Here is a 13,044-nt window from a genome sequence, read left to right on the forward strand (position 1 = left end):
TATCTCGTTTACACTTTTCCCCCCTTATGGCAGCTTTTAGTCTCTGTTTTTGCCGGAGAAAAAAATGAGCCTGGAGTCGGTACGGCACTTCTTTGCCGAACATGCACCTGATATCGATATCATCGAGATGCCAGAGAGCACCGCCACGGTAGAACTGGCCGCACGCGTTCATGGCGTGATGCCTGGGCAAATCGCCAAAACCCTGTCGTTGAAAGTGAAAGATGCCATTGTGCTGATTGTCACGCGTGGGGATGCCCGCCTCGACAACCGCAAGCTGAAAGCCGCGCTCGGTGCCAAGGCACGCATGCTCAGCGTCGATGAAGTGGTGAACTGGACCGGTCATCCGGTGGGTGGCGTTTGCCCGTTCGGATTAGAGAATCCCCTGACCGTCTATTGTGATGTGACGCTGCGCAGCTTTGAAGAAGTGTTGCCCGCTGCTGGCTCAATCCACAGCGCCGTGCGCATTTCACCGCAGCGAATGGCTGACCTCACTGCGGCGAAATGGATTGACGTCTGCGAAACGCTCTAACGTTGCTCGCGCGCCACAGCACCAGAGATTTCGATGCCGCGCGTCTCCCGTCCAAAGGCGACAAACACGCAAATCAGTACCGCCACCGTCCCTGCAACAATGGCCATCCCGAGGCCATAGTTGCCGCCGTGGGCCTCTGCAATCCGTGACTGCAAGGTCGCATTGACGGAGGCAATCAGATTACCCAGTTGATAAACAAAGCCAGGCAGCACCGCACGGGCGTTTGCCGGCACCAGCTCGGTAAGATAGGTAGGAACAACACCCCACGCGCCCTGCACCATGAATTGCATCAGGAATGCGCCGATGCCAATCATCCACGAGCCGCTTGAAAACGCCCACAATGGCAGCACCGGCAGCGCGAGGAAAGACGCCAGAATAATCGCTTTCTTGCGGCCAATACGTTCTGACAATGCGCCAAACGTGATCCCGCCGAGCATCGCCGCAATGTTGTAGCTGATAGCGATAATACTGACGGTATGGGGATCAAACTGATGCTGCACCTTCAGGAAGGTGGGATAGAGATCCTGTGTACCGTGGCTGAAGAAGTTAAAGCACGCCATCAGCAGCACCATATAGATACAGATCTTCCAGTGCTGACGAATGATTGGTAGCAGTGCCGTGCTCTCTTTTCTCTCACGCGCTGCCAACCACACCGGCGATTCCGGCACTTTGAAATAGATGAACGGCAGCAGCAGAATCGGCAACGCGCCAATCAGGAACATACCTCGCCAGCCCACCGCTTCGAAAAACAGCCCAAAAATAATCGATGCCAGCAGATAACCGCAGGGATAGCCTGCCTGGAAAATACCGGACATCAAACCACGTGAGCGGTCGGGGATGGTTTCCATCGCCAGAGACGATGCCACCCCCCAGATTCCGCCCATCGCCACGCCGTAAATCACGCGGAACGCCAGGAAGGCAGAGAAATTGGGTGACCAAGCCGACAGCAGTTCGAACAGTGAAAACATCACGATATTAAGCATCAGGATCGGGCGTCGGCCATATTTCTCAGCAAGACGACCAAAAATCAATGCGCCAATCGGTCGTACCGCAAGCGTGAGCATAATGGCAATGGAAACATCGGAGACGCTGGTGTTGAAATACTGGGCAAGATCGCTGAGTACAAACACCAGGATAAAGAAATCGAACGCATCCAGCGTCCAGCTGGCGAAACTGGCAAAAGCCACGTTTCGCTGGGTCGCAGTCCAGTTGAACATAGGGGTATCCTGTCTGATTGCTTCCGGTTCGTTGACCGGAATTTATTGGAACGTTATCCAGCAAATGGTTTCACTGGTTATTATTGTGTTAACCATTTGTATATAGCATGTCAGAAAGACCGGCTGCGGCGGGGAATTGTCAGGGAGTGATTCGCGGTGTAAGGAAGCGTGTCGGAGGGTGAGGATAGTGCACCGCAAGGTCGCGGTGCCTTTTATTGCACATCGTTCAGCGTTTCAACCGATTAAATGCCTGCTCGATCATCTCCAGCAGTAACGGATTATTCACGCTGTGCATCACATGCACCAACGCGCCGGTTTGCTCAGGCACGCCGATATCCAATCGCAAGGGTAAACGATAGCGCCAGCTTTTGCCCCGCGTGGCACCGGCACGCAGTTCAATATCGACATGATAATCGACCCCATCCGCCACTCGTTGATTCAGCAACCAGGCAATCACCAGCGCATCATGGATCCAACAGCCTGGCAAATGACGTGTACGAATGGAGTAGTCAATCCACGGGCGCAGCGTCTCGCGCACAAACTGCGGTAGAGGATGGTCATTGGCGGTAAGGCGGTTAAGATCCTGATGCGTCATCAGCGTTTGCGTGGTCGCATCCATCGGCACCAGGGTGATGGTGGCACCGCTGTGTAACACCTGGTGGGCCGCTTCCGGATCAAGGCCAAAATTGGTGTCTTTGATGTAATCATCCAACGCAAAGACGCCGCCCATGATGACAATCTCTGCCACCGATTCCGCCATCTGTGGGTATCGCTGCAGCGCCAGCGCCACATTGGTCAATGGGCCGATGGCTACCAGCGTAAACTCACCGGGGTTATCGCAAATCAACTGCCCCATCACGCCAGCAGCATCATTGCCATCAGCCGCAAGCACCTGGGGCTGACGCACGCCACGCCATAGTTCGCCGAGTTTTTCGTCCTGCACGCCATCAAGGCGGGCGCGCCACGGCGCCGGGTCTTCACGCAGCGCCTGCAATGCCCCCTGCACCACCGGAATATTGAGGCCAAGGCGTTGCAACAGGTCTTTAGCCACCTGCGCGCCCACGGCGCTCGGTGTATTACCGGTGACGGTCGTAATCAGCTCTACTGATAGCGAAGGTGAAGCCAACGCTAATGCCAGCGCAAGGCCGTCATCAGTGTTCGCACCTGCAATTCCATTCCCCGGATCACAATCAATAATCAGTCTTTTCATAATGTTATAAGTTTATTTTTGTTGGATAAGCTGGCAGCCGCAGGACTCACCGAGTTCGAGATAGTGAGGAAACTCTGCCAGTTGTGCGTCGCCATCCCAATTTTTCAGCATGGCAATAGCGCTGCGAGCCATTTCACGCAGCGGTTGACGTACGGTGGTCAGCGTGGGGACATGAAACGCTGATTGATCGGTCCCGTTGAAGCACACCAGCGCGACATCTTGCGGCACACGCAAACCGTGCTCAGAGAGCGCACGGATGCAGCCTATCGCCTGGCCTTCATTACTGGTAAACAGGGCGCGCGGAACACGTCCGCTGGCGACCATACGCTTGGTTGCGTCGTAACCGCCCTGCCGCGTAAAGTTGGCTGGGAAAATCAGGGTTTCATCAATCGGTAAGCCCTGTTCGGCCATCGCCTCCCGCCAGCCCTGAATACGGTCCTGGGCATTGAGCATCTCCAGCGGGCCGCTGATGATGCCAACCTGCTGATAACCGTGGCTCAGTAAATGCGCCGTGACCTGACGTGAAGCCTCTTGTTCATTGACGCGTAACATGCTGACGCCAGGGCGCGGCTCAACGCGATCCAGCATCACCAACGGTGTTCCACTGGCCTGAATCACATCAATGTAGGGATGCCGATCAACGCTGTTATAAAACAGCCCATCAACCTGACGATTTAACAATCCCTGGATCAGTTCCAGTTCGCGTTTACGATCGTCCCCAGCATCACCCAGCAACATCACGTGGCCGTGATTAAGTGACTCCTGCAACAGCATATGCGCCATCGAAGCGACAAAGGGGTTGCTGATATTCGGCACCACCAACCCAAAAGTCTTGGTGCTGCCAGAAGCCAGCGCACGCGCCACGGCATTGGGCCGATAACCGGTTTGTTTGATCGCATCCAGTACACGCTGGCGCGTCGCTTCCGCCACCGGACGTGGACCGTTATTAATGACGTAGCTCACCACCGCCACTGAGGTTCCAGCGACTTTTGCCACATCACTGCGTGTCACATTTCCGCTTGGGGATTTCGCCAAGGATCTTGCCTCTGTATCAATGCCATTGGCCGGAGAATCCGGCCAATGGCGATGTTTAACTCATAACCTCTGAGCGCTAAATGGCATCTTCCGGGAGATTCAAATCGCGCCCGCGCGTTTCGGGTGCCACAAAAGTCGTGAGGAATCCGATGCTCGCCATCGCCGAGAAGTACACGGCAATCGCCCACCAGTGACCGGTGTAAGACAACAGCGCTGCAGCCACTAAAGGTGCGGTTCCACCTGAAAGGATAGACCCTAGCTCTTTCGCTACCGCCATCTTGGTGTAACGGTGTTTAACACCAAACATCTCAACGCCCCACGCAGCCTGCACGCCAAAAATGCCCAGCGAAGCCAGCGCCATACCGACCACAATCACCGGAATCACGATGGCCGGATCATGGCTATCCATCAGACTAAAGGCGGGCCAGGCGTAGATCATCAGCAACAGGCAGAAGCTACGATAGGTAATGCGGCGACCAAAGCGGTCTGATAACCAACCGGCAAAAGGAATGATCAGGAAACCCAGCAGCGAAGCGATAAACACCGCGGTGGTCGGCACCGATTTATCGAGCATCAGCACTTTGGCGACGTAGCCCACAATAAAGCCCTGCGCCAGATATGAAGGACCGTTTTCACCGATGCGCAAACCCACCATGGTCCAAAACGCACGGCTGCGTTGCCAGAAGCTGCGGGTATCAATCTCGGAAGCAGCCTGTTGCAAGGTGGCATTACGCTCGGCCTGCAATTCCGCCTGCTGGCGTTCAAAGACCGGGGTTTCACGCAGGTGACGACGAAGCCACAGCGCGACCACCGCGATCAGCACACTGCTGAGGAACGGGATGCGCCAGCCCCAGGCGAGCAGGCTTTCTTTATCCATCTGAATCACGGCCAGCCACACCAGTGAGGCGATCAGCGTGCCGCTGTTGGAGCCGAGGGCAATAACAGAGGAGACCAGGCCACGACGCTCAACCGGTGCATATTCACCTAACATCACGGTGCCGCCTGAAAGCTCAGCCCCTGCGCCAAGGCCTTGCGTAAAGCGCAGCAACACCAGACAAGCAGGCGCCCACACGCCAATGGTCGCGTAGGAAGGAATCAGACCAATTAAAGTGGTGGAAGCACCCATCAGGATGATGGTGGCGATCATCACGGTTTTTCGGCCTTTGCGATCGCCAATCCAACCAAACAGCAGCGCGCCGATGGGACGGGCAATAAAGCCGACCGACCAGGTGGCAAAGCTGGAGAGCAACGCCATTGTCGGGGTGGCATTGGGGAAGAATACATCGCCAAAAATGATACCGGCAGCCAGACCATAGAGCGCGAAATCCGCATATTCCATGGCAGTGCCCAGCCAACATGAAAAGGTAGCGCGCCAGAAATCTTTGCGGCCAGAGGGGGTTTCCAACCGCGCATCGGCAGCTGAAGTGGAGGTCAGTGAAGTTTGTTGCGAAACGGATTGATGTACCGTCATAACCCTTTCCCTGAAATAGGTGAAAACAGCAAACGCCCTTCCGTGGGTCGATTCCCTTGCAACAAGCGGAACACCCCGGTGACGACGTTCAGTAGGCAAACCTGGATGAAAGTCAAAGAATTCCCCTGGTGTTGGAATTCGCTTATTCGCCTGTTCTCGCCGATGTTATTTTCATCGATCGCATTAGTAAGGCAAATGTAACTGGGTCATCTCAAGGCCAACTTCGTCTCTGGCACCGTGAGCTATCACTTTGGATACAGTCTATCTACGCGCGTAGATAAATCAAGTGATAAAAGTAAAAACAATTAATTTATCTTTACTATAGCTCGGGATAAAAAGACAAAAATGGCGTCAATTCATGACATTACATCTCACGCGCCTGAATCATCATTCGTCAAACCGCATGTTATTAACGATGAATGCTTATCATTGGCAGAGTGGCAGCTGATCTTTCATCGCGGTTTTTTTCGCACAATACAGTTAAGCTTTGATGACAATTGCGAATTAATCTTAAAACGAGCTTACTCTCGCGGTTGAGTTGATGCCTGCATTACACTGGATAAAAATCAATCAGGACGCTTATGACTATCATCCTTATGCGACACGGCAAACCTGACCATCCGGTGAGCGGACGCTTCTCTGCGCGAGCGTTGGCAGACTGGTGCGAGGGATACGATCTGGCTGATATTTGTGACACGCCCCCGGCTCGCAGCAGGGCGATTGCGCATCTAGCCAGCGTGATTGCCTCCAGCTCGCTGCCGCGCGCGCGCTCATCCTTAGCACGTCTCGGTTTGCAACCGCATGCCGTGGATGACATTTTCAGCGAAGTGGCGATGCCCCTGCTGCCGTTTGAGCGCCTGCATCTGCCTCTGACGGTCTGGCTGGCACTGTTGCGCCTGTTATGGCTGTGTGGTTATGCCGGGCATGTGGAATCGGTTAAACACGCGCGAGAACGCGCGCGTCAGGCCGCAGACAAGTTGGTCACGCTGTCCAAACAGGGCACCGTTTTGTTAGTCGGCCATGGCATCATGAACAAATTGATTGCACGTGAGTTACGTAAGCGCGGCTGCCAAGCTGAGAAACATGCCAGCAGCCGCCACTGGAGCAGCGCGATTTACCACCGCCCATTCATTTAAGCTGGAAATAACTCAATATTTCACACCCTTTCCCCGCCGTCGGTGTAGCAACCACCTTCATCTGCTGCAAATCAATCACGCTCAACGAACCATCACCTTCATTGGCGATCAACAGCGTACGGTTGTCTGAGCTGAAACAGCCATCCATGGGTTTATTGCCGACCGGAATGTCACCGAGCGGATTGAGCAGATCGTCAAACAGCGTCACCAACGGCTCTTGATCGCCAATCGCCACTAAGCGTTCACCGTTGGCACTAAAACGCACCACCTGACAGGGTCGCTGATGGCCTGACAATCTAATGCGCTGACGAATACGATGACTTTGGCGATCGACCACATACAACAACGGCGCATCTGCGGCGCTCGCGACTAAATAGGGGTGCTTTGGTGAAGCGGCAATACCCGCGATGGGGCCGGGCATTAAAATATTATCAATGATGCGCCCTTCTGCCTCACACAGATCCACCACCGTGATGCTCGCGTCTTCCTCGTTCTCAGTAAACAACTTGCGCCCGCTGGGAGACAACGTCAGCCGATGGGCATTGTGTGAAGGCAGGGTGATCACTTTCTCGACTTTGTCGGTTAAAGGATCGATAACGGCCACGGCCGCACTGTTTTCACAACAGAGATACACTTTGCCATCACGCCCCAGTTGACCACTGTGGGGGGACTGCAAAGGCGATAAATCGATAAAACCGCTGATCTGGCGCTGGCGTAAATTGATCACAGCCACTTTATGGCCCGGATGCGGGTTGTCACCGTGAATGCCATCGCCATAGATCGGCACATAGGCCTTCTCCTGTTCGGGTAGCATCAACAGCTCATGCGGACGCGGCGGAAACGCATTCAACTCCTGCTGCACAGCATAGGTATCGGGATCGAGAAACAGGACACGATTCCCCTGTTTATCCACCGCCAGTAACCCACGGGTGTATGACTGCATAATGCCTCCTTTGTTTTTACCCTCTGGTGTAAGCGTAGCTAATCGGCATCAACGAGGGGCAAATCCCTGCCAGGCCAGTAGAAAATGTAGCCGCCTTAACCGATCTGATCAGCGGCTACTTTTAATCCAGGCCGCAGCTATCGCCATGCGTACGTTATTTTATTAGGAATAGTCCTAATGATGATTAATTAAAGAATCAGCAATCAACGCACTTATTTATCGAAAATTTTATGCTTAACGGATCCTTCATTTTCCGGTTTATCTGAAAGCAAAAAAAAGTAATAGCCTCTAAGGCCAGAATGTTTTATTAAGCTGAGGTGAGTACTTTTTACACACAGCCGTGAGGAAACATAAGAGCGCTTAAGCCGCCAGCATCAGGGAATCCTTGCCACCATAACCACAATAATTAGGTGCATCATGAAAACAAAACGTCTCCAGCCAGCGCTTGCGCTCTGGCATAACTGGAAAAAAATCGCCTTTACCAGCCAGACCTTACTACAGAAAAAACAGCATACTGCGCTCTGCGCGCCGGAGTACGATCCCAGCGAAGAGGACAATATCGTGTTGTTTTCTGGCGAGAAAGCCTTGCCGGAAATCCCGAAAAAAGTCTGGATGTATTGGGATGATGAGTATTTACCGAAATCAATGATGTTAAATATTCAAAAATTACGAAAAGATAATCCCGATCACGATATTTATTTATTAAATCGTTTAACAGTAAAAGAAGTGTTGCCTGATTTTATTTTCACTTCAACGCAATTAAGCAAACAGCAGAAAAGCGAAGTCATTCGTCTGGAGCTGTTATTACGCTACGGCGGCATTGCCATTGATTGCAGCACACTGTTATTTGAAGATCTCTCTTGGGTGCATCGTGCACATCAAGAGCGCCGTATGGATGTGATTGGTTACTATCGCGAAATTTCCACCGTCAACTATCTGGCTCCGGTGATTGAAAACTGGTTCCTCGCTGCTGCACCTAACAATCCGTTTATTCGCGAATGGCAGAAGCAGTACGCACCAATCAAGAACCTTGGCGAGCAAAACTACTTCAACGAACTCGCAAAGCGCGATGACTATGCGTTGCTGACACAAAAAATTGAGCAGCCCCAACAGCAGCTGGGTTCACTGGCGCAACAAGCCGCCATGCGCGAATATCGTCGCGTGAACCTCTATCTGCGTAAATGTGAAGCCAACGCCTATTATTATCAACGCCTGAGCGGCTGGAAAAGTGAAGCCTTCGCCCATGCGGTGCTATTCAACCAACGCCCAATGACACCGCCGCCGGTGATCAAATTGAGCGGCAATGAGCAACTGCATCTCGACTTTAACCTGCGCTTAGGTAATTACAACCGCAGTAGTTTGTTAGGTGAGATGATGCAACCGCAGGCCACTGTTGCACTGGCTTCAGCCATCAACAAAGCGCGCGCGTAGCCAATGGACAAAGGTGGTGACCGCCCGTGGCACTTGTGCGGCATACGGGCGCACCACCCATAAGCGATCGGCGAAAGCATCCACCGTTTGCCACTGCGGCAGAACGTGTGAAAGCGTCCCTGCGGATAACGCGGCGGTCGCGCTGAAATCCGGCAGCATGGCGATACCGAGCCCTTGCAGCGCGGCATCGCGAATCGACTCGCTATTATTGGTGGCAAAATTCCCCTGAATCTTCACCTGTACGGTCTCGCTTCCCCCGTTAAAAGGACGGAAACGCCACTGCGGTGATTCCAGCCCGCGCGGATAGTACAAACAGTTATGCTGCTGGAGTGCCTCCGGTGTCTGCGGTACGCCATTTTGTGCCAGATAAGCGGGCGAGGCCACCAGCAAAGCTTTCGTCTCACACAGCGGCAAAGCCACATGGGTTTCCGGCAATGTCTGGCTGTGACGAATCGCCAGGTCAAACCCTTCACTGCCGAGCGAGACCAAACGATCGGTCACGTCCAGTTGCAGGCGTACCTGAGGATATTCTCTGAGGAAATCGCCGATAATCGGCACCAACTGCTGGCGGGCAAACGCCACGGGCGCACTCACTCGCACCATACCCCTTACCGGCCCGGCTTCATCACGCACGCTGAAAAAGCTTTGTGCAATGCGCGCAAAAGGGTCACGCAATTCATCCACCAGTTTTTCACCGGCTGAGGTCAACCGCACGCTACGCGTGGTGCGCTGCACCAGCGAAACGCCCGCCATCTCTTCCAGCTCTTTAATTTTTTGACTCATGGCTGCTTTGCTGACGTCTAATCGTTCAGCTGCACGAGTAAAACTGCCCAACTCGGCTAATACGGTGAGCCAATGTAAATGCACCCAGAGGGCATCAGTTTTGATTTCTTTCATCGGGATTGTTCAAAATAATAAATAATCATTTCAACCAGCACGCTTTTTCTTTCCTGCAGCAAGCGGCAGCATAGAGCCACATCCTACTCTTATCTTGTGAGCAAAAACGAGGGTTTATTTATGCCGTTATTGACATTTGACATCATTCAGGGCCGTTCAGAATCAGAGATCCGCACCTTACTCGACGCCGCGCATCGCGCCGTGCTGACAGCGTTTAAAGTGCCCGCGCGCGACCGCTATCAGATTGTTCATGAAAACAAAAGCTACCAAATGGTATTCCAGGACACCGGCCTGGGATTTGAACGCACCGATAACCTGGTGATGGTACGGGTTTATACCAGCCCGAGAAGTGAAGAACAGAAATCGTTGTTCATGGCAGAGTTAGCACGCGAGCTTTTAGAAAATTGTGGCGTAAAGGGCACCGATCTGATGATTAGTTTTATCACCAACAGCAAAGGCGACTGGAGCTTCGCTGACGGTGAAGCGCAGTATCTGACTGGCAAACTCTAATCTCCCCTCCCTTCCCTCGCTGGCAGCCTCGGTGACGTTGCTGCCAGGTAAAACCATAGTCAGCCTAAACCCGCATTAAACGAATCGGAATGCGCCGCACAAATCTGTTTGGTTATGTTGCAGCCCTGTGACAGCCCAGATAGATTGACGCATAACCCCCAAAGAGGGCCGTGGGCGCAAGGATTGCGTCACTCTTCAATGTGAGGATCTGATCTTGTCCGAGATAGTTTCGGTTGTTCTCTTTTTGGCTGCAATCGCCGTTTACTCCTACAAAGCCGGGCGAAATAAATTCTGGTTTATCTTGATCTTACTGTTGTTAACACTGTTTATCGTGCTTAACGCCACGCTTTACGCCAGCAATTATTTTACTGGCGACGGCATTACCGATGCAGTGCTTTACACCTTAACCAACAGTTTGACCGGAGCAGGTGTCAGCAAATATGTGGTGCCCGCCATTGGATTAATCATTGGCCTGTTCCTGCTGTTTTGCCTGCTTTCCTGGCTGCTGCGCCGCCGAAAACGACCGCATCATTTGGGTTGGAGTCTCCTGGCCATTGCCTGTGCCGCCGGTTCAGTGCAAACCACACCTGCTTTTCGTCAGGTGAAGGATCTTATTGCCTCGCATACGCAGCAGGCAGACACTGACTTCGATGATTATTATAAAACGCCCAAAAAAGTCATCTCCGAGCCCAAGCTCAACCTGGTGTATATCTACGGTGAAAGCCTCGAGCGTACCTACTTTGATCAGCAGGCCTTCCCCGGCCTGGCACCTGAGCTCAGTCGTGAGAAAGATCAGAGCATCGACTTCAGCGAGACCGAGCAGCTTCCTGGTACGGATTACACCATTGCCGGTATGGTCGCTTCACAATGTGGCATTCCGTTGTTTGCGCCTTTTGATGGTAATGCGTCTGCTTCGCTCTCCAGCTTCTATCCACAGAACATCTGTCTGGGTGACATCCTGAAGAATTCCGGTTATGAAAACTGGTTTATTCAGGGGGCCGACCTGCGCTTCGCCGGAAAAGATACCTTCCTGAAATCACACGGGTTCTCCCCCGCGAATATGTACGGTTCGCAGGAGCTGCAAAGCCGCGTGGCCGATCCCAGTTATCGCAACAACTGGGGCTACTACGATGACACAGTGATGGACGAAGTGTTCGAGAAGTATCAGGAGCTGTCACGTCAGCAGAAGCGCTTTGCTCTGTTTACACTCACGGTGGATACCCATCATCCCGATGGTTTTATCTCTCGTAGCTGTCAACGAAAAAGCTACAGCTATGACGGCAAACCAAACCAATCCTTTAGCGCAGTGGCGTGTTCGCAGGAGCATGTCGCGCGTTTGATCGAGCGTATCAAAGCCTCACCCTGGTTTAAAAATACCATCATCGTCGTGAGCTCCGATCATCTGGCGATGAACAACACCGCGCACCAATACCTGATTAAACAGCCACGCCGTGATCTGTTTATGGTTATCCGAGGCGATCAACCTCAGGCAGAAGTGTTAACGGGCAAACGCAGCACCCTGGATAATGGCGCCACGGTGCTGGATATCATGGGCGGTGATAATGCCATTGGTCTGGGCCGCAGTGGGTTATCTTCAACCTCTCTGTCGACCCAATTCCAGGACATGACACAGAAGGTCACTGCGTGGAAAGCTGACATCATTCAGTTGTGGAATTTCCCGAAAAAACTGGATGCCTTTACCATCGATCAGCAAAAAAACACCTTCAGTTTCTCCGGTTCAACCTTCAAATTGCCGATTCTGTTTCGCGTGGGCAGCGATCGTGTTGAGCCGCTGCCCGAGGGGGAATATTCGGCACCGCTGCGTTTCCAGCTGGCCGATTTCACCTCTTCCGATAAATTCGTCTGGGTCGATCGCTGCTTTAAAATGGCACGTTTGTGGCAACCAGATTTAGCGCTGTCTACCGACCTCTGCCTTGCGATGGGTCAGATGGGTGCGCATCCCACCGTCACGCGCATAGATAAACCGCTGTGGAAGGGCAAAGCCAGTTTCCCGAAAGCCGAAGTCAGTGCTGCGACCTATCAACTTAATGAACAGCAGATACGCATTGAGGACAATGCCATTCGCTACCAGGCAGACAGTTTCTTACTAACCGTACCGGGCGCACCTGAGGGCGTGAAGAGCTTTAAAGGGATATCACGTCCTGAGAGCTGGGGGCGCTGGTCTAACGCCAATCTGGCACCGGAGGTTAACATCGAATATGTCGATCCCCTGCCGGCACGATTTGATGTGGTGATTACCGCTCGTGCTTTCGGTCCGAACGCGCATCGTCCCATCCCGGTACGCGTCGGTGATGAGGAGCAGCAGCTTAATCTGGGTGATGATTTCTCCACCACCACGCTGCATTTCAACAATCCTAACGGAAGCCACAATTTGGTTATTACGCCACCTGAGCCACAACTCTCCAATGAGGGCAATATCACCGGGCAGGACCCGCGCAAATTGGGTATCGGCATGGTGGATATAAAAATCGTCCCAACGCTGTAGCACTATAAAATATTATGTCACTCTTACTACTGGGGTGACATAATATTTCCAACGGTCACATATTATATATTTTGGATCTTTTAAGTGCAGCCTGCACACTCCACGAAATCATCATTACCCTATATTCCTCTCGCATCGATGTAACGCATGCAATAACTA

Annotated in this window: 11 protein-coding genes; 5 read left to right on the top strand and 6 right to left on the bottom strand. The window is 52.8% G+C overall.

The window, feature by feature from the left end; translation table 11 throughout:
- Positions 1 to 64: 64 nt before the first annotated feature.
- Positions 65 to 529, top strand: coding sequence for a YbaK/EbsC family protein (locus tag LK04_RS16025; protein ID WP_039329541.1), 465 nt, complete (start codon positions 65 to 67; stop codon positions 527 to 529).
- Here the strand turns inward: LK04_RS16025 and LK04_RS16030 are convergent.
- The 4 genes from LK04_RS16030 to LK04_RS16045 form a co-directional block, all read right to left on the bottom strand.
- Entirely contained in the window at positions 526 to 1,746 is a 1,221-nt protein-coding gene (locus LK04_RS16030) for an MFS transporter (RefSeq protein WP_039329544.1), read from the bottom strand. The genes LK04_RS16025 and LK04_RS16030 overlap by 4 nt on opposite strands.
- Before the next feature lie 226 nt (positions 1,747 to 1,972).
- On the bottom strand, positions 1,973 to 2,956 hold the full coding sequence (locus LK04_RS16035) for a nucleoside hydrolase (protein ID WP_039329546.1): 984 nt from the start codon (positions 2,954 to 2,956) through the stop codon (positions 1,973 to 1,975).
- A 12-nt stretch (positions 2,957 to 2,968) separates the two neighbouring features.
- A complete protein-coding gene (locus LK04_RS16040; RefSeq protein ID WP_039329547.1) occupies positions 2,969 to 3,991 on the bottom strand; it encodes a LacI family DNA-binding transcriptional regulator in 1,023 nt (340 codons plus the stop codon).
- A gap of 76 nt (positions 3,992 to 4,067) precedes the next feature.
- Positions 4,068 to 5,462, bottom strand: a complete 1,395-nt coding sequence (locus LK04_RS16045; RefSeq protein WP_039329549.1) for an MFS transporter — start codon at positions 5,460 to 5,462, stop codon at positions 4,068 to 4,070.
- Positions 5,463 to 6,043: 581 nt separating this feature from the next.
- Between LK04_RS16045 and LK04_RS16050 the strand changes: the two genes are divergently transcribed.
- Positions 6,044 to 6,598 carry a histidine phosphatase family protein gene (locus tag LK04_RS16050; protein WP_039329550.1) on the top strand — a complete coding sequence of 185 codons (555 nt, stop codon included), beginning with the start codon at positions 6,044 to 6,046 and terminating at the stop codon, positions 6,596 to 6,598.
- Here the strand turns inward: LK04_RS16050 and LK04_RS16055 are convergent.
- Complete coding sequence (locus LK04_RS16055; RefSeq protein ID WP_039329552.1) at positions 6,591 to 7,541, bottom strand: YncE family protein; 951 nt, start codon at positions 7,539 to 7,541, stop codon at positions 6,591 to 6,593. The two genes, LK04_RS16050 and LK04_RS16055, sit on opposite strands and share 8 nt — an antisense overlap.
- Positions 7,542 to 7,958: 417 nt before the next feature.
- On the opposite strand from LK04_RS16055, the gene LK04_RS16060 reads away from it, so the two are divergent.
- Positions 7,959 to 8,972, top strand: coding sequence for a glycosyltransferase family 32 protein (locus LK04_RS16060; RefSeq protein WP_039329553.1), 1,014 nt, complete (start codon positions 7,959 to 7,961; stop codon positions 8,970 to 8,972).
- Here the strand turns inward: LK04_RS16060 and LK04_RS16065 are convergent.
- A complete protein-coding gene (locus LK04_RS16065; protein WP_039329555.1) occupies positions 8,946 to 9,869 on the bottom strand; it encodes a LysR family transcriptional regulator in 924 nt (307 codons plus the stop codon). The genes LK04_RS16060 and LK04_RS16065 overlap by 27 nt on opposite strands.
- A 120-nt stretch (positions 9,870 to 9,989) precedes the next feature.
- Here LK04_RS16065 and LK04_RS16070 point away from each other — a divergent pair, with 120 nt between their 5' ends.
- Both LK04_RS16070 and opgB read left to right on the top strand, forming a co-directional pair.
- Positions 9,990 to 10,379 (top strand): tautomerase family protein, encoded by a 390-nt coding sequence (locus LK04_RS16070; RefSeq protein ID WP_039329557.1) that lies wholly within the window; start codon positions 9,990 to 9,992, stop codon positions 10,377 to 10,379.
- Between the two features lie 214 nt (positions 10,380 to 10,593).
- The gene (opgB, locus tag LK04_RS16075; RefSeq protein WP_039329559.1) at positions 10,594 to 12,885 is read left to right on the top strand and encodes a phosphatidylglycerol--membrane-oligosaccharide glycerophosphotransferase; all 2,292 of its coding nucleotides are present in this window, start codon (positions 10,594 to 10,596) and stop codon (positions 12,883 to 12,885) included.
- The last annotated feature ends 159 nt before the right edge of the window (positions 12,886 to 13,044 follow it).

This window comes from Pantoea vagans, from assembly GCF_001506165.1.
GTDB lineage: Bacteria > Pseudomonadota > Gammaproteobacteria > Enterobacterales > Enterobacteriaceae > Pantoea > Pantoea vagans_C.